The 22,667-nt window shown below is 53.4% G+C and carries 25 protein-coding genes, 1 pseudogene and 2 riboswitches; of the genes and pseudogenes, 13 read left to right on the top strand and 13 right to left on the bottom strand.

Going from position 1 to position 22,667, the window contains the following annotated elements; genetic code table 11:
- Positions 1–13: 13 nt before the first annotated feature.
- A complete protein-coding gene (locus tag ACESLM_RS01860; protein WP_372629447.1) occupies positions 14–442 on the bottom strand; it encodes a GAF domain-containing protein in 429 nt (142 codons plus the stop codon).
- A gap of 301 nt (positions 443–743) precedes the next feature.
- Here ACESLM_RS01860 and ACESLM_RS01855 point away from each other — a divergent pair, with 301 nt between their 5' ends.
- A complete protein-coding gene (locus tag ACESLM_RS01855) occupies positions 744–1,517 on the top strand; it encodes a Crp/Fnr family transcriptional regulator (RefSeq protein WP_372629445.1) in 774 nt (257 codons plus the stop codon).
- 252 nt (positions 1,518–1,769) lie between these two features.
- On the opposite strand, the gene ACESLM_RS01850 is transcribed toward ACESLM_RS01855, so the two are convergent.
- On the bottom strand, positions 1,770–2,486 hold the full coding sequence (locus tag ACESLM_RS01850; RefSeq protein WP_372629443.1) for a 3-ketoacyl-ACP reductase: 717 nt from the start codon (positions 2,484–2,486) through the stop codon (positions 1,770–1,772).
- 129 nt (positions 2,487–2,615) lie between these two features.
- Between ACESLM_RS01850 and ACESLM_RS01845 the strand changes: the two are divergent.
- A pseudogene (locus ACESLM_RS01845) lies at positions 2,616–2,762 on the top strand (winged helix-turn-helix transcriptional regulator); the annotation flags it as partial.
- Positions 2,763–2,888: 126 nt separating this feature from the next.
- Positions 2,889–3,800 (top strand): helix-turn-helix transcriptional regulator, encoded by a 912-nt coding sequence (locus tag ACESLM_RS01840; protein ID WP_372629442.1) that lies wholly within the window; start codon positions 2,889–2,891, stop codon positions 3,798–3,800.
- Between the two features lie 76 nt (positions 3,801–3,876).
- Here the strand turns inward: ACESLM_RS01840 and ACESLM_RS01835 are convergent, their stop codons facing one another.
- Entirely contained in the window at positions 3,877–4,860 is a 984-nt protein-coding gene (locus ACESLM_RS01835) for a helix-turn-helix transcriptional regulator (protein WP_372629440.1), read from the bottom strand.
- A gap of 115 nt (positions 4,861–4,975) precedes the next feature.
- Between ACESLM_RS01835 and ACESLM_RS01830 the strand changes: the two genes are divergently transcribed.
- Positions 4,976–5,455 (top strand): hypothetical protein, encoded by a 480-nt coding sequence (locus ACESLM_RS01830; RefSeq protein WP_372629438.1) that lies wholly within the window; start codon positions 4,976–4,978, stop codon positions 5,453–5,455.
- A gap of 22 nt (positions 5,456–5,477) precedes the next feature.
- Positions 5,478–5,954: a GyrI-like domain-containing protein gene (locus tag ACESLM_RS01825; RefSeq protein ID WP_372629435.1), complete on the top strand. Its 477-nt coding sequence runs from the start codon at positions 5,478–5,480 to the stop codon at positions 5,952–5,954.
- 157 nt (positions 5,955–6,111) lie between these two features.
- Here the strand turns inward: ACESLM_RS01825 and ACESLM_RS01820 are convergent, their stop codons facing one another.
- On the bottom strand, positions 6,112–6,714 hold the full coding sequence (locus ACESLM_RS01820; RefSeq protein ID WP_372629433.1) for a TetR/AcrR family transcriptional regulator: 603 nt from the start codon (positions 6,712–6,714) through the stop codon (positions 6,112–6,114).
- Between the two features lie 168 nt (positions 6,715–6,882).
- Here ACESLM_RS01820 and ACESLM_RS01815 point away from each other — a divergent pair, with 168 nt between their 5' ends.
- A complete protein-coding gene (locus tag ACESLM_RS01815; RefSeq protein WP_372629431.1) occupies positions 6,883–7,452 on the top strand; it encodes a hypothetical protein in 570 nt (189 codons plus the stop codon).
- Positions 7,453–7,466: 14 nt separating this feature from the next.
- The gene (locus ACESLM_RS01810; RefSeq protein ID WP_372629430.1) at positions 7,467–8,093 is read left to right on the top strand and encodes a GNAT family N-acetyltransferase; all 627 of its coding nucleotides are present in this window, start codon (positions 7,467–7,469) and stop codon (positions 8,091–8,093) included.
- 128 nt (positions 8,094–8,221) lie between these two features.
- Here ACESLM_RS01810 and ACESLM_RS01805 read toward each other — a convergent pair whose 3' ends face one another.
- The gene (locus tag ACESLM_RS01805; RefSeq protein ID WP_372629428.1) at positions 8,222–8,680 is read right to left on the bottom strand and encodes a hypothetical protein; all 459 of its coding nucleotides are present in this window, start codon (positions 8,678–8,680) and stop codon (positions 8,222–8,224) included.
- Positions 8,681–8,937: 257 nt separating this feature from the next.
- Positions 8,938–9,795 (bottom strand): SDR family oxidoreductase, encoded by an 858-nt coding sequence (locus ACESLM_RS01800; protein WP_372629426.1) that lies wholly within the window; start codon positions 9,793–9,795, stop codon positions 8,938–8,940.
- A gap of 217 nt (positions 9,796–10,012) precedes the next feature.
- Between ACESLM_RS01800 and ACESLM_RS01795 the strand changes: the two genes are divergently transcribed.
- Positions 10,013–10,414 carry a hypothetical protein gene (locus tag ACESLM_RS01795; protein WP_372629424.1) on the top strand — a complete coding sequence of 134 codons (402 nt, stop codon included), beginning with the start codon at positions 10,013–10,015 and terminating at the stop codon, positions 10,412–10,414.
- Between the two features lie 484 nt (positions 10,415–10,898).
- Here the strand turns inward: ACESLM_RS01795 and ACESLM_RS01790 are convergent, their stop codons facing one another.
- From ACESLM_RS01790 to melA, 3 genes are all read right to left on the bottom strand, one after another.
- Positions 10,899–11,456 (bottom strand): VUT family protein, encoded by a 558-nt coding sequence (locus ACESLM_RS01790; protein WP_372629422.1) that lies wholly within the window; start codon positions 11,454–11,456, stop codon positions 10,899–10,901.
- Entirely contained in the window at positions 11,453–11,944 is a 492-nt protein-coding gene (queF, locus tag ACESLM_RS01785) for a preQ(1) synthase (RefSeq protein WP_372629420.1), read from the bottom strand. Before queF ends, ACESLM_RS01790 begins: the two co-directional genes overlap by 4 nt.
- 217 nt (positions 11,945–12,161) lie before the next feature.
- A riboswitch (PreQ1 riboswitch) is annotated at positions 12,162–12,205 on the bottom strand.
- A gap of 56 nt (positions 12,206–12,261) precedes the next feature.
- Positions 12,262–13,569 (bottom strand): alpha-glucosidase/alpha-galactosidase, encoded by a 1,308-nt coding sequence (melA, locus tag ACESLM_RS01780; protein ID WP_372629418.1) that lies wholly within the window; start codon positions 13,567–13,569, stop codon positions 12,262–12,264.
- Between the two features lie 148 nt (positions 13,570–13,717).
- Here melA and ACESLM_RS01775 point away from each other — a divergent pair, with 148 nt between their 5' ends.
- Positions 13,718–14,614: an AraC family transcriptional regulator gene (locus tag ACESLM_RS01775; protein WP_372629480.1), complete on the top strand. Its 897-nt coding sequence runs from the start codon at positions 13,718–13,720 to the stop codon at positions 14,612–14,614.
- A 10-nt stretch (positions 14,615–14,624) separates the two neighbouring features.
- Here the strand turns inward: ACESLM_RS01775 and ACESLM_RS01770 are convergent, their stop codons facing one another.
- Complete coding sequence (locus ACESLM_RS01770) at positions 14,625–14,909, bottom strand: hypothetical protein (RefSeq protein WP_372629416.1); 285 nt, start codon at positions 14,907–14,909, stop codon at positions 14,625–14,627.
- Positions 14,910–15,091: 182 nt separating this feature from the next.
- Positions 15,092–15,233: riboswitch (cyclic di-AMP (ydaO/yuaA leader) on the top strand.
- 125 nt (positions 15,234–15,358) lie between these two features.
- Between ACESLM_RS01770 and ACESLM_RS01765 the strand changes: the two genes are divergently transcribed.
- The 4 genes from ACESLM_RS01765 to ACESLM_RS01750 all read left to right on the top strand — a co-directional run bounded on the left by ACESLM_RS01765 (position 15,359) and on the right by ACESLM_RS01750 (position 19,736).
- Positions 15,359–16,021 (top strand): HAD family hydrolase, encoded by a 663-nt coding sequence (locus ACESLM_RS01765; protein WP_372629414.1) that lies wholly within the window; start codon positions 15,359–15,361, stop codon positions 16,019–16,021.
- 506 nt (positions 16,022–16,527) lie between these two features.
- On the top strand, positions 16,528–17,703 hold the full coding sequence (locus tag ACESLM_RS01760; RefSeq protein WP_372629412.1) for a mannitol-1-phosphate 5-dehydrogenase: 1,176 nt from the start codon (positions 16,528–16,530) through the stop codon (positions 17,701–17,703).
- 117 nt (positions 17,704–17,820) lie between these two features.
- Positions 17,821–18,195, top strand: coding sequence for a BlaI/MecI/CopY family transcriptional regulator (locus tag ACESLM_RS01755; RefSeq protein WP_372629410.1), 375 nt, complete (start codon positions 17,821–17,823; stop codon positions 18,193–18,195).
- Positions 18,196–18,197: 2 nt separating this feature from the next.
- Positions 18,198–19,736: a M56 family metallopeptidase gene (locus tag ACESLM_RS01750; RefSeq protein ID WP_372629408.1), complete on the top strand. Its 1,539-nt coding sequence runs from the start codon at positions 18,198–18,200 to the stop codon at positions 19,734–19,736.
- A gap of 19 nt (positions 19,737–19,755) precedes the next feature.
- Here ACESLM_RS01750 and ACESLM_RS01745 read toward each other — a convergent pair whose 3' ends face one another.
- The 3 genes from ACESLM_RS01745 to ACESLM_RS01735 all read right to left on the bottom strand — a co-directional run bounded on the left by ACESLM_RS01745 (position 19,756) and on the right by ACESLM_RS01735 (position 22,657).
- The gene (locus tag ACESLM_RS01745; protein WP_372629406.1) at positions 19,756–20,697 is read right to left on the bottom strand and encodes a DMT family transporter; all 942 of its coding nucleotides are present in this window, start codon (positions 20,695–20,697) and stop codon (positions 19,756–19,758) included.
- A gap of 117 nt (positions 20,698–20,814) precedes the next feature.
- On the bottom strand, positions 20,815–21,915 hold the full coding sequence (locus ACESLM_RS01740; protein WP_372629404.1) for a Gfo/Idh/MocA family protein: 1,101 nt from the start codon (positions 21,913–21,915) through the stop codon (positions 20,815–20,817).
- A gap of 22 nt (positions 21,916–21,937) precedes the next feature.
- The gene (locus ACESLM_RS01735; RefSeq protein WP_372629402.1) at positions 21,938–22,657 is read right to left on the bottom strand and encodes a ThuA domain-containing protein; all 720 of its coding nucleotides are present in this window, start codon (positions 22,655–22,657) and stop codon (positions 21,938–21,940) included.
- Positions 22,658–22,667 lie beyond the last annotated feature (10 nt).

Raw genomic sequence — 22,667 nt, 5'->3', positions numbered from 1 at the left:
TCTTATGCTGCTATCATATCAAATCCCCGATCCATTCGGCTATCTCCGCGGCGGCTTTCGTTACCGTCTCGCGTTCCGGCGGACCGTAAGCGCGCTTCGTTCGGTTTCCCGCGAGCAGGATGCCGACGATTTCCGGTCCGGCCATTACCGGAGCCGCATACGCGGATTGCAGCCGCTCGGTCAGCAAGATGGAATCGGCGCGCTTCCAGGCTTCCCCGCTGTCCCAGACGAGCCCGCGCCCCACCTTGATCACTTCGCCTTCGATCCCCTGCCCGTACCCTACGCTTATATAGGAATACCGATCGTTCAAATTGCCGGACGCCCATTTCCAGCGCGTACTTCGCTCTCTCCGATCGATGACGGCAAGCGCCGCCAAATCGCTTTCGACCGCTCCCCTAACCCCGTCGAGCACTCCCTGAATCTGTGTATCCCTCGTTTGCATAAGGCATTCCCCCGTTCAGATCCTGGTCCTTCTTCTATTGTAGCTAGACCGGCCCCGATTGTAAGTCAGGGAATCCCCTGAAAGGCCTAGGGAGAATCCCCCATCTTTGCGCGGAGAATGGCCGCACAGCCGCATTACGGGCCATCAGGGCTCTGGATTTCACTGTTTTCCCCGTTCAAAATGTGATATTCCTCACAGAAAAATAGGGGAATTCCCCTTCGCATTTCAGCGTATTCCCGGATAACATTCATTTCCTGCTCAGGGTACGATAGAGATAACAGAACGAGGGGAGATGGCAGCGATGGGCAGCGGCAACGGGCTGGCAGTAGCGATGACAAATGAACGGACAACGGGGGTTCGGGCGTGTCCCGGACATATGGGGATCGCGAACTTCTGCGAACCTAAGCAGTTCGAACGACTGGAAAGCCTTATGGTTCCCATGCGGATCCCCGCTGGCGGTTTCCTGTTCTGGGAAGGCGACGAAGCGGAGCATGCGTACTTTGTTCGCAGCGGAAGAGTAAAATTGCGCAAGTCGACCGAGGACGGCAAGGAATACATCCTGTCGATTCTGCAGGCGGGCGACATGATCTGCGAGTTCGCGGCAGGGCAGATGGGCCTTCAATACGCCTTCACCGCGGAAGTGACGGAGAACGCCGAGATCGGCGTCATTCATCGGCTCGACCTGGAGGCGGCCATGCGCCAAGACGGAGAGCTGGCGTTCGGGTTTATGGGCTGGATGGCTTACAACCATCGGGTCACGCAATCGAAATTCCGCGATCTGCTGCTCTTCGGCAAACCGGGCGCCCTGGCTTCGACCTTGATTCGTCTAAGCAATTCGTTCGGCGTGGTCGAGCCTTACGGAATCCGCATCGACATGAAGCTGACCCACTCGGAGCTGGCCGATTTTATCGGAGCGACGCGCGAGAGCGTCAACCGGATGCTGAACGAGTTTAAGGAAAAGGACATTCTAGATTTCCGCTACGGCAAAATCATCATCCGCAGCCTCAGCGCTTTGCAGCAAATATGCCGCTGCAACACCTGCCCGACCTGCCCGGAGGAAATCTGCCGCATCTAGCTCCCTTTTAGGGCCATCCTATTCCGGAAGGCGAGGACACCGTTTCCGCACAGCAAGCGAGGCTTACTGCGGAGCAGAAGGATACTAAGGCACAAACATTGGCGGATGCCGACGAAAATAAATGAATTGGAGTTTCAGATCAAACCTTTTCTTGGAAGAAACGACTGCATCGTATTTGAGTCTCCCGACCACAGCTCAGACGCAAAAAAAATCGCCTAACGCGTGAAAACGTTAAACGATCTTGACGCAAGATTACGGGTTTGTCGACCAAAGTCCGGCATGCTTCAACACGACGCGCGGATGGAGCTTGAGTTGGGCAACGATCAAGTCCGCCAAATCCTCTGGCTGCATCACTTTTTCCGGATTACCATCCGTCAGCTTCAGCTCAACCGCCATGTCCGTCGCAACCGTGCTTGGCGTCAGCGTCGTCACCCGAATGTTTTTCTTGCGCACTTCAAGCATAAGCGACTCGCTTAAGCCGATTACAGCCGCTTTGGAAGCCGAATAAGCGCTTGTAATGGGAGCCCCTCTCTGACCGGCCGTTGACGAGATATTAATGATGTCGCCTGTGTTGCGCTCAATCATTTCCGGCAATACCGCACGTGTCGTGTAGTACACGCCTTTGACGTTGACATCGATAATGTTTGTCCACTCTTCGGGCGTTAAGTCCAGGAAGCCGCCGAATTTGGATATGCCGGCATTGTTGACCAAGATATCGATGGAGCCGAGCTCGCCACGAATGGATTCAACCGCTGCGGTGATCGAGTCTAAATCCGATACATCGGCAGCAGCAAGAGCTACCTTCACAGTGTACGGTTTAAGCTCTTCCGCTACCCGTTGTAAATTTTCAAGCGTACGTCCAACAAGACCTACGTGAATGCCTTCTCGAGCTAACGCGATTGCCGTCTCTCGTCCGATCCCACGCCCTGCTCCCGTAATTAACGCCACTTTCCCTGCAATAGTTTGCATTTTTTTCTCTCCTTTGGATGCTCGGTACTTTGAGTTTGATACAATGAGTTTGATACAATGTTCTGGTGGAACAATCAATAAGGTTCCATTAGAGGATTATCTTCATTCTACCTGCGGCAGAGGAGTTACGGCAAATGGAAGATCATTATCCTGTGGCACCTCGGCGTAGAAGGTCCCCTTCGCTTTAGCGAGCTTCAGAAGCTATTCCTCAAAATATCGCACAAGATGCTGACGAGCCAATTGCGTGAATTAATAGAAGATGAGATCGTTCAACGGCCAACGCCTTCCTCTAACAGCCGCCACAAAAATTTGCTGATGCAACACGACGATTTTACGAAAACCTAGAGCGAATGGGATCTTAGTGTCACCGTTCAGAAATCATGTAGAAAAAAGAGGGCAATGATGGACAAAGTGGAGAGACTCATTTCGATTATCATGATATTGCTGAAAAAAGAGGTTGTTTCTACAAAGGAATTCTCACAACTATTCCATGTTTCCAAAAGAACGATCCTTCGCGATATGGAAACATTGAGCTTATCAAACATCCCGATCTACTCTATCAATGGGGTCAAAGGCGGCTACGGCATCATGGATGAATACAAGGTTGATAAACGCCTTTTAAGCAGCTCCGATTTACAAAATATATTAACTGCGCTCGGTGGATTGGAACAAATCTTCCTTACTGAAGAAGTTGAAATAACGATAAAAAAAATAGAGGCAATGGTTAGTCCATTGTCTCTTAATCGTTCCATTCAACTGACGTTTTATGATTGGGAGGGTCGGTCCGAGATTCTTGAAACCTTAAAGACATGTCAAGAGTCCATTTTTAAGAAAAGGCTGGTTTCGTTTGATTATATAGATAAAGACGGGGCTATAACGAATAGATTGGTCGAGCCCTATGGGCTGCATTTTAGCGAATCGAGTTGGTACTTGAAAGGATTCTGTTTACATCGACAGGGGTATCGAACATTCAAGTTATCCCGGATCGATCATATTACTATGGATGAACGCGCGTTTCACCCTAGAGACGATTGGCCAGAGCAAGGTCGCGTTGCAAGTTATCTACCGCAATTCGTCACGATTAAGGCATGGATATCGCCTAGCATAAAAGATCAAATCATCGAAAGGTATGGTCGAAGAAGTATTGAAGACCATCATTCTGGATCTTTATTAGCAACCATGTATGTCCCTCAGGATAGTAGGGGGTTTCAATTTTTGGCAAGCTTCGGCACCCATCTAAAAGTTGTAGAGCCCAAAACCTATGTTGAGGACTTTCGAAATTATATACATCAAATGATAGAGAACTATCCCTGATACAGGTCTCGACTTGGCTGTTTTTACACCAAATGAAAATGCACTGATGGCCTTTGAACTTATCAGCGGTCTGTTCCTAGGTGTATTTTGTTAAGGCGCCAGCACTTCCCCTTAACCGCTCTTCCAAAATCAAACGCAGCTCATCAGGAATCCGTTCAAACTGGACCCCTTTCCCCAAAAACAAAAGCCAATCTGCATAATACTCTAGCGCTCCAACATCGGTCACATCCAGTTGAGCATGGAAAATCCCACTCGACTGGAACATTCCTGTAAAGGACAAAATAATCCCCGGGGGGTGTAAGCGCTTAAAGCGCTGAATCCCAGTCGTATCAAGCTTTACAACCAGATTGGACTCACGTGCACCAAGCCGTTTTTTGCTTAAAATCTCTTGCTCAGACCGCTTCATCTTCTTCTCGGAAATTGCCGAATCCCGCAGCATCTCAACAGGCAAATAACGAAACTCATCCGTATCCAAGTCATAAACCTCGACCAGCCAACGAGAGTTTGAGTTAAAAATATGAATCAAAAAAACGTCCATCAATTGCGGCCAGCCAGGACTCGGCTCATAAGTCAAGCGAAAGTGCTTATCCCGCACAGCAAGGGAAATCAACTGGTTCAACTCCGCAGGCGCCGCATCATCGAGTTCCAACAAATTGGGATTAGCAGGATTTGTATTTTCAAAAAGCAAGATACGATTCAGCTCGATCAACTCGTCGTGCTGGGTTTGCGACGCAATGCCGATGAGTTTTTCCGTGATGGAGCGGCGATTTTGCAAATAAGGCAGCTGCGAATTTTTCGAAGCGATAAAGCTGATAAATATCGCTTTGAGCTCTTCCGGCGTGAAACGGACGGCGGACAGATACTGATTTTGCAGGACATTGTAGCCGCCGCCGCGCCCAAGCTCGGTCGTCAGCGGAAAACCCATCGCCTGAATCTCGTTAATGTCGCGGATCGCCGTCGCGCGAGAAATCTTGAACTCCCGCTGAATCTCTGCAATCGTAAAATGCGCGCGGTTATTGATGAAGCGCATGATCAGGTTCACTCGTTCTGTTTTTTTCATGATTTTTATTGTATCAGAAATGTGGCATCAGCACTCGGTAAAAGGTATCGTTTTTTGATACATTTAGCGAATAGTATCAATCTTGTAAGAATAAAACCACTAAGGAGAGATCCAATTGTCTAACTACTCCATCCAAACCATCTCAGAAAACTACAAAATGACTGCTTTCGGTGTTACACTTGAAGACTACAACGACTGGGCAGGCAATGCAGCAAAAACGGCGGCAAAAAAAGCGGAAATCACGGAAAACGGCAAGCTTGCCGAGCTTCTCTCGCTCACTGAAGGGCAAGAATATCAAATCAACTACGTCATGGAAGGCAAGGCTTGGCGTGGCTTCGGTGTGATGGGTGCATATGATGTGGAAGGCGCGGTCGTCCTCGACTTCCTCGCCGGGGACTACCTCGTGGTGCCTGGCACAGGCGCTGACAAAGACCGCCTTGCCGACGAAATCACAGGTAAAGTGTTCGGTGGCCTTTTGCAAGAAATCACAGACTACAAATATGTTGGTCCTGGTAACTCAACATACGTCAAAGCAGCTGAAGATGGTACATTCTACGGCGAAATGTGGCTTCGTGCAAAAAAGGTAGCAGGCTAATCCCAGTCAAAGGAGCACCCCCATGGCAAATTACACAGTTGAACATAAAAAATCATTTACATTGACCGCTTATGGTTTTTCCATTCAATCCAATTTCCAAGATGCGCCAGCTTTGCAAAAGGAAAAAGCAAAGTTTTGGGGGGAACTCAAGGCTGACGGGCGTTATGATAAGCTCAAAGCGGCGGCAAAAGATGACCGCGAATGGTCGGTCAACGAAGTTTATCAAGGCAGACCGTGGAATTATTTCGCGGTAGAAGCCAGCAAATCGGTGCCTGACGCAACTCGCATCATCGAGTTTCCAGAGAGCGAGTACATAGTGCTCGCAGGAACCGGCGACAAGGAAACATTGTTCGATCAGTTGACTTATCGTGCTTTTGGCGAAGTTTTGACACAAATCACTGACTATGCTTATATCGGCGGTCCCAATGCGACTTATCGCAAAGAAAACGGTGACGGCACTTTCTACGGCGAATTTTGGGTTCCTGTGGTTAAAAAATAAGGACGTTCTTGGAATTTCTCTCACTGAAATTTCGCCTCATTTGTGATAAGGCTCACCACACTGTCCGTAACGGCAATTTTGGGGGCCATCCTTTTGCGGGATGGCCCATTCTTTGATTTGAAGTAGCGTGAATCAAATCCGATCCTGCCTCCTCCCCCTACTCCAGCTTGCTTGTCCGTCTGACTAACCCATAGAAGAACAAATCCATCCATTGATCCATCTTTATCGCTGTTCCTTCTTCGTTCGACGTTGCCCAGTACCGACTTAACTCATTCTTATACATCGTGAAGTACATGATCGTCATCTCATCTGTTTGATCCGGATGAATAAAACCCTCTTTCTTTCCGAGCTCGACAAATTTCATAAAAAAGGGCATGACCTTTTTCTCGTTATACCCCTCCATCCATTTCGCCAATCCATCAGACTCAGAAGATGGAGCTTTCATAAACTCACCCGCTAAGATTTTTAAATTTTTTGCCTCCAACAACATGATTTCCTTGGTCTTCTCGGGAAAAGCGAGTCTCGAATCCAAAATGTGCTCATACTGCTCTAATTGCTTGTCCATCCAATTCATCAGCATATCGGCATAAAGCTGTTCTTTGGTTCCAAAATAGTTATAGATGGTAGCCGGTGAAACCTTCGCCTTCTGCGCGATCTCATTTACGCTGACTCTCTGAAAGCCGAATTGAACAAATAATTTGAATGAAACGTTATATATATTCTCCATTTTTTTCTGTTTCCGTCGTTCGTAGCCGTTCATCTTCTCCACCTCATATGTAGTGTAACTAAAGTTTTAGAGTGACGCAATAAATTCAGTATAAATCTATTGAAGCCTCGAATCTGCACGGTTATAATTGTTTTGTATCCATTAACTCCATTTAGTACAAAACTTTTTTATGGCAAAAAAACATGATGGGAGTGTAATAACATGAAACCGACTCGGATTCCTTCATTTTTACATGATGTTTTTGGCGAACAACAACGTCTTGTGTCTATTGCATCCGTAGTACTTTTCGGCGCGCTGCTGACTGCCGCATTATATTTGTTATTTCCTGAAATGACGGCCGATTTGCCGGCTTGGCGCAGCATCCTGGCATTGGTACTCATGTTCGATATATTCTCCGGTTGCATCGCTAATTTTACGGCTTCGACCAGCAACTTTTATGCTGCAAGAAAAACGAATCGTATCCTATTCATCGCGATTCATGTTCATATCGTGCTTGTTGCCCTTTTATTAAATACGGATATTGGGTATTCGATAGGGGTATGGGCGTATACGATCGCGGGATCGTTCATCGTGAATGCTTTTATCGGGAGACACTCGCAACTGTTTGTTGCTGGCTTGCTCTTGTCGGCAGGCGTGGGCTGTATGCCCATGCTGCCTGACCAGCAGCCCTATATGTTGACCGCCTGCTTATTGTTTATGCTTAAAGTATTATTTAGCTTCTCCGTTGATCATTACGGTAAAGCAATCAACAACGACGGTGAAGAAGCATGAGCCCCTCGTACCGAGTGTCCAAGCTGACAAAGTCCGATAAGCCTTTATTCGTATCCCTTATGAGCAGCGCATTTGCCCAAGATCCCTTGTTCCTGCATTTATTTGGCGATTCGGAGCGTGACAGCAAAGCAAGAAGCCACGCAACCGCTTTTGTTTCCTTTATGTTTGAAAAAAGCTTTTTGCTCCATGAAGAGGTGTGGGGTTATTTTGAAAATGAACGCTTGCTTGGCGCTTATGTCGTTGAAAAACCGCATGCAAACATGCTTCGGACGCTGAAAGGAGTATTGCTGCCAGGGAGATTGATTCTTTTGTTATTTCAAACTTCCGGAAAAACCTTAAATCTTCTAAAATCGTACATAAGCGTCACAAGATCCGCCGCCCCCCCGTTTCCGCATCATTATCTCATTATGATTGGAGTAAAACCGGAAGAGCAGGGCAAAGAAATCGGCAAAGCGCTGCTGAAACACCTTTTGGATGCGGTGAATAAGGCCAAAAAATCACAAGGAGTCGCGCTGGATACGGAAAATGAAAGGAATATAAATTGGTATCGAAATTTGGGATTTACTTTAAGCAAAGAAACACAAATCGGCCAACTGCCGGTATACTGTATGTTTTATCAAAAGCAGCAATTGCTGCGTTAAAAAAACTCGCCAGTACTTCCCGCCATACTCACTTCAAACTTTTCGCCGTCACTTATGGTACGGTTCTCCGCGCTGTCTGTAACGGCAAGTTTTATTTCATTCATCACAATTCTTTTTGATGCCCCATTTCAATCAACGACTTTTGATTCACTAAGTTCTTTTACCTCTATCGCCTTTTTACTAAACTGATACGCTACAGTGACATTTTCTATAATCTCCGTATCCTGGTATGCAAGGGAGCCCTCAAACTCTACAGTATCATTGTCTTTCCACACGATGTTGTTTGCATAACTATAATTCTCATGATCGGTACGAATCCATGTATCTAATTGTTTTTGCGCGCCATATTGTACTCTTGCTGATTCAACTAACTCTGGACTTGTCATTCCCTTTTCAACATCCATGATTTGAACGAATTCACTTTTATTAGAGCTTGTTACTATCGCAACTAACTTCTTATTTGGTGAAGGAATCATTTTTGTAATATACATGGATGGTGTAGAAAAACTGAAATACGGTTCAAGCACATTGTCTTTTATCCTCCAAAGGACATTTTGACTTCCATAATCTGAATAATTGTTAAACAACGTAAATATTATACTCCCGTTGCAAAATGCTGAAATAAGTAATCCTAGCACATAAGAGTTAATGAGCTCCTTATATGCTAGGATTAGGCACTTAATAATGCAACTTACCCGACCTAAAGAAAGGTCGGGTTGAGGAATAAAGTTGCGACAGTCTAGACTTGAATCGTGTCCTAGTCTGCCGCTCCGTTGATTGAAGCAATAAAGCTCCTAAAATTGCACGAATAAACCGGATACAGCATTCACTGCGCGTCTCGAGTCTATAGAGGCAAGGACTCTTTTAAGAAGTCTCTTAGTGTGAGCGCTCGTCGCCCGATCAGGTCAGCTAAAGCGGTACTCGTCTGCGTGAAGTCCCCGTTACGGCTGGCACGGAATAAACCCAAGGTGATTACAATGCGCATTTCCGGAAAACCTTGGGCGGTCAGATACGCCCGGTACTCCTCATCCGTTACGACCTTTCGGTAGATAGGCCGGCCGACGATATCCGATACCATCGCTGCAACCCCCTCCATGTCAATCGCTTCAGAGGCCGTTAGATTCGGAGATGAACCATCCCAGTTCTTCTCGGTTAAGATCGCTGCAGTAGCTTCGGCCAAATCCGCGTGCGTTGTCCAGGCAATCGGACCGTCCTCGGGAACAATCAACTCGCCCGTGCTAACGGCATCGCCTAATAATCCAACCAATGAGGAGGCGTAAAAACCGTTGCGAAGAGACGTGTGGCGCACACCCGACTCTTTAAGCAAATCTTCCGTCGCTGCATGGTGAATCATAAGCGGAAAATACGACGTCGAAGAAGATCCCATGTGACTCGTGTATAGAACTCGTCCGGCGCCGGATTTCTTTGCTGTGTCAATCGCGGTTTGGTGCTGACGGATCCCCGCATCTCCCAAAATACCGGTTGAAACAAGAAGAACCTGTGACGCGCCTTCAAAAGCATCCAGCAAGCTCTCCGCGTTAGCGAAATCGCCATGACGAACACGTACGCCGCGCTCCACTAAATCCTGCGCCTGGCTCACATCCCGAACACTGACACCAATCTGCTCAGCCGGGATGCGCTTAAGTAGCTGCTCGACCACGCCCCTGCCTAACTTCCCATTCGCTCCAGTAACGAGAATCATGTTACTCTCACCCTTTCTTCTTTTGTAAAAAGTTTGCTAACTATACGGATTTGTGTAACCATATATCGCATAAGTAAAAGATAAGGGACTAGCGCCCGGTCAACAATCAGCAAAAGGCCGGTTTCGTTGCGTTCACGACATTGCGAATCGAGCAGCCGTTAACCGCGCAACCTTCTATGCCCATTTTGAAGACAAATTCGATTTTCTCGCTTACTGGATGACGGAGAAGTTTCAACTCATTCTCAAAAAAAGACTGCCGGATGATTCTGCCTTCAGTCCGGACAATCTGTATGTCCTTGTTCAAACCATCTTTCAATTTCTAATACGATTTCGACAGTACCTCACGCCGGGAGACAAGCAGTTTGAGCCGCTGCTAGAGAACGCCATGCAAAAGGAACTGTATCGTCTCCTGCTCAAATGGCTAGAGTCGGGACCTAGACAGAGCTGCCCGCAAGAAAAGCCGGAAGCTACGGCTCTTGTGGTCAGTTGGGGCATATTCGGATCGGCCATGCAGTGGAGCCGGAATCCTCAAAACTGCTCGGTGGAATGGATGGTAGAAGAAATTATTGAGGTTGTAAAAGTCAATCTGGCCCCTTTTGGGGGACCCGATCAAGCTTAAAATCGGTTCAATCAGTGACCTCCCCAAAACCTGCCCGTATGAACTTTTGGCCTTTCTGAACAGAAATTTTCTTGACCATAGTTTGAATGAGGGCCTTTTGCGTTTCCAAGGATGAGCTGTGGAGCAAACGGAAGAAATCAGCGAGCACGCGTCGGACGTGTTGCAGTGGGATGGGTTAAATTCGTTTATTCCAACAATAGATTCGCACGTATTAAAACAACTAAGGGGCTGTCCAATAAGTCCCCAAAATAAAAAGGTTGGGCGAGAAAACGCAAAGTTTTCCGCCCAGCCTTTTTGTATACCCGCTTTTGCAGGAATTGATTGCTCGTTGATTTGTCTCTCAGCTACAAGAATATTAACCTCTATTCTGCAGAAGCCTGATGGTCAGCTCGAAAACTATTCAGAGACCTCAGAAGAGGAAATTTGCCAGGTAATCCAATCGCTCCAAAAGCCCGTAACCGATATTGATGTGCCCGCATCAGGGTTAGGCCGTCCTTGTCCGAGACTGCGGCAGTAGCTGAATGACGATCGCGCCCAGCAGCTGCATGCCGACTTTGACGGCGATCTGTCCGGCGATGGCGTAACCGACCAAGCTCCACGGCAGGAATCCGGCTCCGAGCGGGGACAGGCCGACGATGACGAAGACGACGCTGTCGACCGCCCCCCCGACGATGCCGCTGTACAGCACCCGCAGCGACATCGGCAGCTTCAATCGGGAGTAAATTTCGGTATCCGTCGTTTCCGAGAACAGGAAGGTGAGGGCCGAAGCGCCCACGATCCACAGCGTATCGTCCAGCAGGAACGAAGTGAGCGCGGAGATCGCCATCGCCGTCACGATGACGATGTACGTGTTGCGGCGTCCGATCGCGTTCTGCACGAGATCGCGGAAAATAAACGTCGCCCCGATCAGAAACGACCCCGCGGGAATAATCAGATAACCCAGCCGAACGGGAGCGTAAGCGGCGGTTACGACGTTGGCGGCGACGATGGCCAGCAGATACAGCGCGATCAGCGATATTTTTACCCCGTAGCCTCTCTTCATCGGTTATCCACCTTCTCCGGGTATAGGTCGTGGTTCAACAGGCGATGCTCGGCCATCCGCTCATACTTGCCGCCCGACTGCCCCCAGTTGCAATAAGGATCGATCGAAATGCCTCCGCGCGGCGTAAACTTGCCCCACACTTCGATATAGCGCGGATTCATCAGGTCGATCAGATCGTTCATGATGATGTTCATGCAATCCTCGTGGAAATCGCCGTGATTCCGAAAACTGAACAAATACAGCTTCAGCGACTTGCTCTCCACCATTTTCTGGTCGGGAATGTACGAGATGTACAACGTCGCGAAATCGGGCTGGCCCGTGATCGGGCACAGGCTGGTAAATTCGGGACAGTTGAACTTGACGAAATAGTCCCTGCCCGGGTGCTTGTTATCGAACGACTCCAGAATGCCCGGATCGTACTCGAACGCATACTTGGTTCCTTGATTGCCGAGCAGCGTAAGGTCTTGCATTTCTTCCGGCTTGCGCATAAAAAAATCCCCTTCCTTGTGTGAAGAAAGAGAATTCGCTGGTTAACTGTTCCGCTAAATAAACATGAAAAAAACGGCGCTCCATCAACGGCCGAAGGCTATCCCGCATCGCGGTCGCAGGGCGCTCCGGACGAGGATCGGCCGATTCGGGGCGATCAGATCATCCGGAACGCTCCGCTCGAGGGACAGCCTTGCTAGGCCGGCAATCTGGCGTTCGTTTTCCTTAGTTTTTTATAGAGGGAGTTCGCGAACCTCTCCCGGCCCGCCGTTACGGGGCGTTCCGGATTTTCTTCTTCGGTTATGAAGTTACCTACGTACTATACCACAGAGAACTTCGGCAGCCAATCCCCATGCGCTTCGATCAGGTCGTCGCACAAGGAAACGATGTCGTCCAGCGACAGCTCCGCGGAAGTGTGCGGGTCCAGCATAGCCGCATGGTAAATGTGCTCTCTCTTGCCCGTAATCGCGGCTTCGATCGTCAGCAGCTGCGTGTTGATGTTCGTCCGGTTAAGCGCGGCGAGCTGCGGCGGCAGGTTGCCGACGTACGTCGGGTTGATGCCGGAGCGGTCGACGAGGCACGGAACTTCGACGCAAGCTTCGCGCGGCAGGTTGGCGATCAGGCCGCCGGTGTTCATGACGTTGCCGCCGATCTTGAACGGCGCGTTCGTCTCGATCGCCTCGAAAATGTAGGAGGCGTATTCGTGGGAGCGCTCGTGTTGGAGGTTCGCGTCGCCGACGAGCTCCTCGCGCATTTTCTCCCAGTTTTTGATCTGCTCGACGCAGCGGCGCGGATACTCGTCCAACGGAATGTTGAAGCGTTCGATCAGTTCCGGGTAATTGCGCTTGATGAAGTACGGGTGATACTCGGCGTTGTGCTCGGACGATTCCGTGATATAGTAGCCGAACTTCAGCATCAGCTCCAGACGGACCATGTCGTGGTGCTTTTCCTTCTGTTTCTCTGCCGCGCGGCGCTTGATCTCCGGGTACAGGTCGACGCCGTCCTTGGACACTTCCAGCAGCCAGGCCATGTGGTTGATGCCGGCGATCTTCGACTTGACGCCCGTCGCGTCCATGCCCAGGTTGTCGAACAGGTCGCGCACGCACACTTGAACGCTGTGGCACAGACCGACCGTGTTGACGCCGCCGTACGTGTTCATCACGTTCGTCAGCACGGCCATCGGGTTCGTATAGTTCAGGAATAGAGCGTCCGGACAAACCTCGCGGATGTCCTTGGCGAAGTCGAGCATGACCGGGATCGTGCGCAAGTTGCGGAAAATGCCCCCGATGCCGACCGTGTCGGCGATCGTCTGGCGCAGTCCGTATTTTTTCGGAACCTCGAAATCCGTGATCGTACAAGGGTCGTAACCGCCTACCTGAATCGCATTAACGACGTATTTCGCTCCGCGAAGCGCCTCTTTGCGGTCGCTGTAGGACTTAATGACGCAGCTGCTTCCGGATGTCTTTTTGATGTTATTGAGAATGTTTTCGGAATCCTTCAGACGAACCGGATCGATGTCGAACAGAGCGATCTCGAAGCCTTGCAGCGCAGGCGTGTGCATAACGTCCCCGAGCACGTTTTTGGCGAAAACCGTACTTCCCGCGCCGATAAAAGTAATTTTGGACAAGTTCATAACCTCCGGCTGATTAAAATGATTGGCTACTCTCAATGTAAAGCAAGCGCACTCATAAGAGTATGGAGGCATCGCGCATTTATATGGACATTTGTCGTTTGTTTGCTATAGTGGGAGAAAAGGAAACAGGCAGGTGGACGCGATGAATCCGGATCACGACGAGTACGTCCTCGGCATGAACCCCTCCCCCTCCGGCGGCGAGTTGGCCGTTCTCTTCAGCGGGGAAGGCCAGCCGGTCCCACTGCACAAAATGGGACCCGCCGTTCACGACTACTATTTGATCCACACCGTTCTGTCCGGGCACGGGGATTTTACAATCGGCGGAATCGGATACCGCTGCGGCGCGGGGGACTCTTTCGCCATCTTTCCGGGGGAGCTGTTCTCGTACCAGGCCGACGAGCACGCGCCTTGGCGGTACGCCTGGTTCGCCTTCAACGGCCCCGGCGCGGCCGCGGCCATGGACGCAATCGGCGTTACTCCCGAATCCCCCGTCGTCTCCGGCAGCCTGAATCCGCATCTCCGCAACGCCTATGAGCAGCTCCGCCGCTGCTTCGAGGCTTCGCTCGGCGCGGAACTGTCCAACCTGGAAGCCGAAGGCTGGCTTCGCCTCCTGCTGCACCAGCTCGGTGCCGCCCGCGCCAAGAAGCGGTTCTCTGTCTCCGCAGGCGGCGCAGCGACGACGGATTCGGATCACGTCGTGAAGCAGGCTTTGCAGTATTTGACGCTGCAATATGCCCAACCAATCTCCGTCTCGGGCATGTCGGCAATGCTCGGCTACCATCGCACCCACCTGTGCAAGCTGTTCAAACAGTCGACCGGCATGTCGCCGATGCAGTATCTGCTGCAGATGCGCATGCAGCGGGCCGAGCTGCTGCTTGCCTCGGACATGACGATCGAGCAGGTCGCTTCGTCCGTCGGTTACGGCGATGCGCTTTATTTCTCCAAGAAGTTCCGCTTGTGGAGCGGCCTCTCTCCTTCGGAATACCGCAGGGTGCTTCGTAAGGTTCCGGTCGGAGCGGGCGAGGAGAGGAGGGGTTAGCTCAATGTTGTCAGCGTACTATGCTCGGCTTGGACAGCACCGAGGCACTTTTTTGGCCTTGGCCGCGCGGCTTGGACAGCACCGAGGCACTTTTTTGGCCTTGGCCGCGCGGCTTGGACAGCGCCGAGGCACTTTTTTGGCCTTGGCCGCGCGGCTTGGGCAGCGCCGAGGCACTTTTTTGGCCTTGGCCGCGCGGCTTGGACAGCGCCGAGGCACTTTTTTGGCCTTGGCCGCGCGGCTTGGACAGCGCCGAGGCACTTTTTTGGCCTTGGCCTCGCAGTCTCGGTCCCGTCAAGGCTCAACCTATTCGCCAGGACCGGGGGCGACAAATTTTAACCTGACAACATTGCCCTCCTCCCCCCGGGGTTAGCTCGTTCAAACCATTAACGCGGCATATTAATGTAATATAAAGTTACATTAAACCCCTTATTCAAATATAATGTAATATAACTTGACATTAAATTGACTTTGAGTTACAGTTATAACACGCTTAGTTTTCGGCGCTCGTCGTCGAAAAGCGGGGGAACCACTTTTGGGGCGAATCGTTCGCATATGAACGTAGGGAGACCATCTTCCCGAGTCCGTCAGCTAACCTCGTCTGCGGAAGATGGGTCTATATTTTGCTTCTTCAGTTTCTTTCGGAAGCCGGGCCCTGAGAAAGGGGCCCTTTTTGCCGTTTTCTCTTTCCGGATGGACCATCCGGAACATTCTATCGGGCGCGGAAAGCGCGAAAGGAGACTGTTCATGATCAAAGCCATTATTTTCGACTTCGACGGAACAATCATCGATACGGAGACCGCCTGGTACCGGGCGTTCCGCGAAGCGTACCGCTCCCACGGCGTCGAGCTGACGCTGGAGCAATATTCGCAATGCATCGGCACGAGCTTGCACGCTTTTAATCCCTATGAATATCTCATGACCGACCTTGGCCTGCCGATCGACAAGGCGGCTTTCCGCCGGTCCGTTCACGACAAGCACGCCGAACTAATGGAGCAGGAAACGGTGCGTCCGGGAGTTCTCGGCTATCTGGAGTCGGCCAGAGCGCTCGGAATTAAAATCGGCCTCGCTTCGAGCTCCTCCGAGCATTGGGTTCGCACTCATCTGGATCGCCTGAAGCTGACCGACTATTTCGAGTGCATTCGCACTTCCGATCACGTTAGCAAAGTGAAGCCCAATCCCGAGCTGTACTTGCAAGCGATGAGCATCCTCGGTGTTCGCGGCGAAGAGACGATCTCGGTGGAAGATTCCCCCAACGGAGCCAAAGCTGCGATCGCCGCAGGAACGGTGTGCGTCGTCGTTCCGAATGTGCTGACCGAAACGCTGGGCTTCCCGAAATCTCCTTACCGGGCCAGCTCGCTTGCGGAGCTGGACTTCCGCCATCTAGCCGGCCGTTCGGAAGCGTCTTGAGATCGACGACGCCAGTCGGGGGTGTGGCATGCGCGAGGGTTCGAGCCCGCTATCGCTAAGTCGAGGCTTGATACCGCGCGGGGGTGAGGCTTGCTGCTTTGAGGCACTTTTTTGGCCTTCGTCGCGTTGCGCGGAGTTGAGGTTCGCTGCTTCAGGGCATTCTTTTGGCCTTCGTCGCGACTCGCGGGGTTGAGGTTCGCTGATCCGAGGCACTTTTTTTGGCCTCGTCGCGTTGCGCGGGATTGAAGCTCGCTGCCTCAGGTCGCTGTATTTGCCCTCGTCGCGCTGCACGAGGTTGAGGTTCGCTGCGGTCGCGCCGCACGGGGCTGAAAACTGCAACGAACACGAAGCAGCACCACCATCGCCCCTTCTGCGCCATTAATTTTCTGATTAATCAGAAAATTAATGGCGATAGCTCCCAACGAAAATCCAAGCGGTCTTTTCTAACGAACGATCGAGCATACACGGAAGAGCAACATTCATCACGCGAAGAGGAGGAACGGATTATGAAAGCCGTACAGTTCGGAGCAGGAAATATCGGAAGAGGATTTATCGGACTGATGCTGTCCCGTTCGGGCTATGAAGTGTGCTTCGCCGCCCGCAACGCCGGCCAGGTCAAAGCCCTGCAGCTAAAGGAGCAGTACACCGTCACCTACGCCGGAGAGCCGGAGCGCAGCACTCTTGTAAGCGACGTGACCGCCGTCAGCCTCAAAGACCGGGATGCCGTCATCAGACGGGTCGCGGAAGCGGATGTGATTACGACGGCGGTCGGGGCGTCCGCGCTTCCCGAGATCGCGGAGCCGATTGCCCGGGGAATCGAAGCGCGCCTGGCAGAGAGGCCCCGCCCCTTGCTTGTGATCGCATGCGAGAACGCGATGAACGGAAGCGCCTTGCTGCGCAAATGGATCATGCGCCATCTGGCGCCGGAATGGAAGCCGCTCGCGGACAGCATGCTCGTCTGCCCGAACGCGGCCGTAGACCGCATCGTCCCTCCGCAGCAGCACGCCGACCCGCTCGCCGTCAAAGTCGAGCCCTACTGCGAATGGATTATCGAGCGCGTCCCTTCGCTCGATCTCTTCCCCGTCATCGAAGGCGCCCAATACGTCGACTCGCTCGAGCCGTACGTCGAGAGAAAGCTGTTTACCGTCAATACAGGGCATTCCGTCGCCGCTTATTACGGATACCGGCAAGGCTACCGGACAATCCAGGAATCGATGCGCGACCCGGAGCTGCGGCGAAGCGTCGAGCGGACGCTGGAGGAGACGTCCCGGCTGCTCGTCTCCAAACACGGCTTCAGCCAGGCTGAACACAGCCAATACGTACGCGGCACGCTGCGCAGATTCGAGAACGCCGCCATCGTCGACAAGATCGCCCGCGTCGGACGTTCTCCGCTTCGCAAGCTTTCCAGCAACGAAAGGCTGGTGCGTCCGGCGCTGCAAGCCTTCGACAACGGTATTCCGGTTCCGCATCTCGCATCCGCCATGGCCTCTGCGCTGCTGTACGACGATGACGGGGATCTCGAGGCGGTCATTCTGCAAACTTCCATTCGCCAGAGAGGCGTCGGACACGTCATCCGCAAGCATATGGGAATCCCCGAAGATCACGCCCTCCACCAGGATATCCTACTCCGCTACCATCGCTTCAAAGCGGCATCCCCGGCCCGCTCCGCCCCTACGCCGTAAATTTTCCGACGCGGACAGCTTGACACAAATCGATTACAACTGTAATCTACCCTTGTAGACTACAGTTGTAATCTTTGGCGTATTCATCGCCGGCGATGAACGAACGGAGGAACCGACATGCCCGAATCCCCACCCATTTCGGACGCGGAATGGGATATTATGCGAATCGCATGGCAAACGTCGCCATTAACGGCCGCCGACATCATTTCCCGCTTAAGCGGGACGAAATCGTGGAAGCCGAAGACGGTGAAGACGCTCATCGGCAGACTTGTTCAGAAGGGAGCTCTCGGCTTCCGCAAGGACGGGCGGGAGTACGCTTACTTCCCGCTCGTCAACGAAGAGGAATGCGTTCGCGAAGCAAGCCGCTCCTTCCTCGACCGAATTTACGGAGGCGCGCTTAAACCGATGATGGTGCACTTCCTGGAATCCGGCAAGCTCTCTCCCGACGATATCAAGGAGTTGAAAGACCTGCTCCGGGAAAAGGAGAAATGACGATGGAGCTTGCGATCCGAATATTCGGGCAAGCGCTCGTCGGCTCGGCGGAAGCCGCCGTCCTCGCGCTGTTGCTCGCGGCGGCGCTGCGACTGTGGCGCAGGACGCTGTCCCCAGGCTGGAAGTACGCCCTGTGGTTCCTGCTGCTCGCGAAGCTGCTGATCCCGCTGCTGCCCGGAGACGTAGGAAACCAACTGAGATGGCTGCCCGTGCCCGATACGCTGGAAACGCGCTTGCCGGTCTTCGACGCGATTCAATCTCGCGCCGAAAACCTCTCGGCCGCCGCAGCAGCGGAAGCTTCAGAGGGGACAAGCGGCGTAGCCGTATTCGAAGGAGAAGAGGCAGCTTCACAACCCGCGAGCTCCAATAGGGCTCCGGACAACCTTCTTCTTCGAATCGCTGCGGCCGTGTGGCTATCCGGCATCGCTCTGGCGCTGCTGTTTCCGCTCGCCGGACATCTTGCCATGTCCCGGGCGCTACGGCGAGAGCCCGGCCTGACCGTCCCCCGCGAGCTGGAAAAAATGTTCGCGCGAATCCGCGCGGACAGCGGCATCCGCCCCGGCGTTCAGCTTCGCTTGACCCGTCTCGTGTCCGGACCGGCACTGTTCGGCATTTTCTCCCCGGTCGTGCTGATTCCGCGGGATTTGGCCGGACGTCTGGCCGAAGCCGAATGGGAATGCATCTTCAGACATGAGCTGGCCCATTACCGGAGAAAGGATATTTGGGTCAACTTGCTGGCGTATTCGCTCGTCTCCGCGCATTGGTTTAATCCGCTGGCGTGGTACGGGCTGAGGAGAATGCGCATCGATCAGGAAAGCGCCTGCGACGCGAACGTGCTGAATGCCATTGCCTCCAAGGAAACCTATGCGTCCTGCATGATCAAGCTGCTGGAAATCGGAGCCGCGCGGAAAGTCGCGTTATCGGGAGTCGGTTTCTTCGGAAGCAAAAAACTGATCGCAAGGAGAATCGTGATGATCCGAGACTACAAACCAGCTCGAAAGAAAGCCTTATATACCGGGGCCGCCGTCTTCATTCTGGCCGGAGCTTTACTGCTGCCGTCCGCTCTCGCGGCGGACAAGGGCGAGCCGCAGCCCGCTCAAGCCGTTGAAACGAACCACGATAGCGCAAAGGAAATTCAATTGCGGCTCACGATGCCGGAAGACGCGAAAATCAGCTCGCGCTACGGCTACCGCATCCATCCGACCACATCCGAAAAATCGCTGCACGACGGCATCGATATCGCCGGCAAAGCCGGATCGGATATTTTCGCGGCCGGCGCGGGCACAGTCGTGCAGTCCGAATACGACTCTGCCAAAGGCTTGACGGTGAAGATCGAGCACGGCGAAGCGTGGGTCACCGAATACCGGCACCTGGACAAGCTCGCGGTCGAAGCCGGAGACGAAGTGAAGTCCGGCGATTTGATCGGACAGATGGGCAGCACCGGGGAATCCACCGGTCCCCATCTACATTACTCGACGCTTAAAGAAGGAGAATACGTCGATCCCTTATCCGTAACCGTAATCGGAACCGAAGCGAAATGACAAAGAAGGAGTTGCCCCGTCAAGGGACAACTCCTTCTCTCGTTTCCATGCGGGTCAGAACGGGGGCGGGTTCGCGCCTCTTCTCCATGCTGATCCAGACGAGCCCCGCCGCCATGCAGACGGCTCCGACGATCTGCCAGCCCGAGATCGACTCGTCGAAGAAGAGCAGCCCGGCAATGACGGCCGCCGCGGGCACGACGTAGCGGAAGAAGTTGGCGCGAGCCGCGCCGATCTTGAACATGCTGGCGTTCCAGACAACGAACGCGACGACCGTGCAGACGATCACGTTATAAGCGATCGCCGCGTAATGTCCCGCTCCCAGACCGCTCCAATCCACCTTGCCCCAGCCGCCCAGCGTAAACGGGATCATGAACAAGCTGCCGAACAGAATAAACCAGGCGCTTACGCGCAAGGAAGAGTAACGCTTCATCAGCGACATGCAGCTCAAGTTAAACAGCGCGCCGACCACGCTGACTCCGAACGCAAGCAAATTGCCGATCATATGGTCGGAAGACAAGTCGAAGCCTTCCTTGCCGCCCAGAATGATGAAGGTAACGCCGACGATCGCGGCCGCCCCTCCGACCGCCAAACGTCGGGTAAAGCTCTCCTTCACGAACAAAGGCGCGAACAAGGCGGCGAAGATCGGCCACGGAGCCACGTTCAGCAAGGACGCGTTCGCCAGCGTCGTGTATTTGATCGAATACATAACCGCGATCTCCAAGCCGGTCACCCCGACCAGCCCGATCCCCGCAAGCTGAAGCACGGCTTTCCACGGCAGGCCGATGCTGCCTTCCTTCCATTTCAACAGCAGAAAAAAACACGGAACGGCCAATCCGAACCGCAAAAAGGCAAAAAGCGCCGGATCGAACGTCTCCATCGCGCTCCGTGAAACGCCGAAATTCGCTCCCCATATCACGGATACCGCAACGAGCCCGGCATAATACTTCCATTTCCTGTCCATCTGGTGATGTCTCGTCTCCGTTCTCACGCCAAGGCGACATGATGCGCAAGCGAGGCGGCCGAATTCGCCGCCTCTCTCATTCCGCATCGATTGTACCACATCCGCGGCCCGAACGGATCAGTCCAATTCGAAATCGGCCAATCCGAGCGACAGCGGAGCCGGAGTATCGCACGAGCTCTTCATGATGTAGTGCGCGCCTTGCTCGGACGCGTCGTGGAACCCGTGCATCGCCTCCAGCACGTGGAAGGCCAGCTCGCCGCTCGCGCGGTGCTTGCGTCCCGACTGGATCGCGCGGGCCATATCCGCGGCGCCTACGCCCCGCGCGTTCACGGCTTTGCCGTGCGTAAGCGGGATGTCCGACCATTCCTTCGAGCCCGCGCGCCAGATGCTGACCGTACCCCCGAAATCGTTCGGGTCCGGCACGAGCAGCGTACCGCCGCTTCCGTAAACCTCGATGCGCGGCAGCGTGGAGCCGCCCTTCGTATCGAAGCTCGTCAGCAGCGTGCCGATCGGCCCCGAAGCGAAGTCCATAATGCCGGCGACATGCGTCGGCACTTCGACCTGCACCTTCTGCCCGAACTTCGGCTGGCTCGTAATCGTTCTCTCCGGGTACGAGATGCGGGCCGAACCGGTCACCCGCGAGATCGGTCCCAGCATCGCGATCAAGGCGGTCAAATAGTACGGTCCCATGTCGAACATCGGTCCGCCGCCCTTTTGATAATAAAATTCAGGCGCGGGATGCCAGCTCTCGTGGCCGCCGCTCGTCATAAACGCGGTCGCGCCGATCGGAGTGCCGATCCACCCGTCCCGGATCAGCTTGATCGCGGTCTGAATGCCGCCCCCGAGGAACGTATCCGGCGCGCTGCCCACGAGCAGCCCCTTGCGCCGGGCCAGCTCCAGCACCTGTTGCCCTTCCTCGCGGGTTGCCGCCAGCGGCTTCTCCACGTAGACGTGCTTGCCCGCCTCCAGCGCCTGCAAGCAGACCGAAGCATGCGCGAGCGGAATCGTCAGATTGATGACCATCTGAATGTCGGGATCGGCCAGCAATTCCTCGACCGAACAGCCGCGGACGCCGAATTCCGCAGCCCTCGCCTTGGCCCTCTCCACGTCCAGGTCGGCGCAAGCGACGACTTCCATCGACTCGAACCTCTTGCCGTTCTGAAAATAAATGCCGCTGATGTTCCCGGTGCCGATAATGCCGACTTTGATTTTCTCCACGAGGTTTCCTCTTTTCCCGGAATTAAAGTTGGTTGTCCTGCATGCCCGTGTATGCCTGAGCCGATTCGTCCGCCGGGGCGAGGGCTTTGCCCTCCGCGCACCAATTGAAGCCCCGGCGCATCAGCTCCTTGACGACCGGAATTCCCATGATGTTCGCCTGATGTCCGAGCGAATTGTAATACACGCGCCCGTGTCCCCAGCGCTTCGTCCAGACGACCGGCATATCGACGGCTTTGTTAGGCGAATGCGGCCCCGGCGCCACCGGAAAACGCGTCGTCGCAAGCACTTCGTTCGCCGGATCGACGTGAAGATAATACTGCTCCGTCGACACCGTGAAATCTTCGATGCCTTCGACCAGCGGACTGGAGCCCGCCTTGATCTCCACCGTGTACTCCGTGCCGTCGTTGCCCGGGTGCGCGATCCACTGTCCCCCGGTCATGAACTGCCAGTCCGTGTTTTCGCGGAACGCGTCGCACATCCCGCCATGGCAGCCGGCCAATCCGACTCCGCTCTGCACGGCGGCGGAAACGTTGTTCACCCCTTCCTGGGAGATGCGCCCCATCGTCCATACCGGCACGATCAGATCCAGCCCCTTCAGCTTCTCCCCGTCAGCGAAAGCTTCCAGCGTGTCCGACACCTCCACCTCGAAGCCTTCCTCCACCAGCTGGCCGCGGAAAATCTCCGCCACTTCCTTCGGCTGATGCCCGTCCCAGCCTCCCCATACGATCAATGCCTTCTTCATCCGTCTTCCT

The organism is Cohnella sp., from assembly GCF_041641335.1.
Classification (GTDB): Bacteria; Bacillota; Bacilli; order Paenibacillales; family Paenibacillaceae; genus Cohnella.
The sequence above is the reverse complement of the archived record's forward strand: the minus strand, read 5'-3'. Positions and strand labels throughout refer to the sequence as shown.

Excerpts from the sequence above, each read along its gene's own strand:
- ACESLM_RS01860 (WP_372629447.1), bottom strand. The coding sequence starts at position 442 with ATGCAAACGAGGGATACACAGATTCAGGGAGTGCTCGACGGGGTTAGG.
- ACESLM_RS01855 (WP_372629445.1), top strand. The coding sequence starts at position 744 with ATGGGCAGCGGCAACGGGCTGGCAGTAGCGATGACAAATGAACGGACA.
- ACESLM_RS01850 (WP_372629443.1), bottom strand. The coding sequence starts at position 2,486 with ATGCAAACTATTGCAGGGAAAGTGGCGTTAATTACGGGAGCAGGGCGT.
- ACESLM_RS01840 (WP_372629442.1), top strand. The coding sequence starts at position 2,889 with ATGGACAAAGTGGAGAGACTCATTTCGATTATCATGATATTGCTGAAA.
- ACESLM_RS01835 (WP_372629440.1), bottom strand. The coding sequence starts at position 4,860 with ATGAAAAAAACAGAACGAGTGAACCTGATCATGCGCTTCATCAATAAC.
- ACESLM_RS01825 (WP_372629435.1), top strand. The coding sequence starts at position 5,478 with ATGGCAAATTACACAGTTGAACATAAAAAATCATTTACATTGACCGCT.
- ACESLM_RS01820 (WP_372629433.1), bottom strand. The coding sequence starts at position 6,714 with ATGAACGGCTACGAACGACGGAAACAGAAAAAAATGGAGAATATATAT.
- ACESLM_RS01815 (WP_372629431.1), top strand. The coding sequence starts at position 6,883 with ATGAAACCGACTCGGATTCCTTCATTTTTACATGATGTTTTTGGCGAA.
- ACESLM_RS01800 (WP_372629426.1), bottom strand. The coding sequence starts at position 9,795 with ATGATTCTCGTTACTGGAGCGAATGGGAAGTTAGGCAGGGGCGTGGTC.
- ACESLM_RS01795 (WP_372629424.1), top strand. The coding sequence starts at position 10,013 with ATGACGGAGAAGTTTCAACTCATTCTCAAAAAAAGACTGCCGGATGAT.
- ACESLM_RS01790 (WP_372629422.1), bottom strand. The coding sequence starts at position 11,456 with ATGAAGAGAGGCTACGGGGTAAAAATATCGCTGATCGCGCTGTATCTG.
- queF (WP_372629420.1), bottom strand. The coding sequence starts at position 11,944 with ATGCGCAAGCCGGAAGAAATGCAAGACCTTACGCTGCTCGGCAATCAA.
- ACESLM_RS01775 (WP_372629480.1), top strand. The coding sequence starts at position 13,718 with ATGAATCCGGATCACGACGAGTACGTCCTCGGCATGAACCCCTCCCCC.
- ACESLM_RS01765 (WP_372629414.1), top strand. The coding sequence starts at position 15,359 with ATGATCAAAGCCATTATTTTCGACTTCGACGGAACAATCATCGATACG.
- ACESLM_RS01760 (WP_372629412.1), top strand. The coding sequence starts at position 16,528 with ATGAAAGCCGTACAGTTCGGAGCAGGAAATATCGGAAGAGGATTTATC.
- ACESLM_RS01755 (WP_372629410.1), top strand. The coding sequence starts at position 17,821 with ATGCCCGAATCCCCACCCATTTCGGACGCGGAATGGGATATTATGCGA.
- ACESLM_RS01750 (WP_372629408.1), top strand. The coding sequence starts at position 18,198 with ATGGAGCTTGCGATCCGAATATTCGGGCAAGCGCTCGTCGGCTCGGCG.
- ACESLM_RS01745 (WP_372629406.1), bottom strand. The coding sequence starts at position 20,697 with ATGGACAGGAAATGGAAGTATTATGCCGGGCTCGTTGCGGTATCCGTG.
- ACESLM_RS01735 (WP_372629402.1), bottom strand. The coding sequence starts at position 22,657 with ATGAAGAAGGCATTGATCGTATGGGGAGGCTGGGACGGGCATCAGCCG.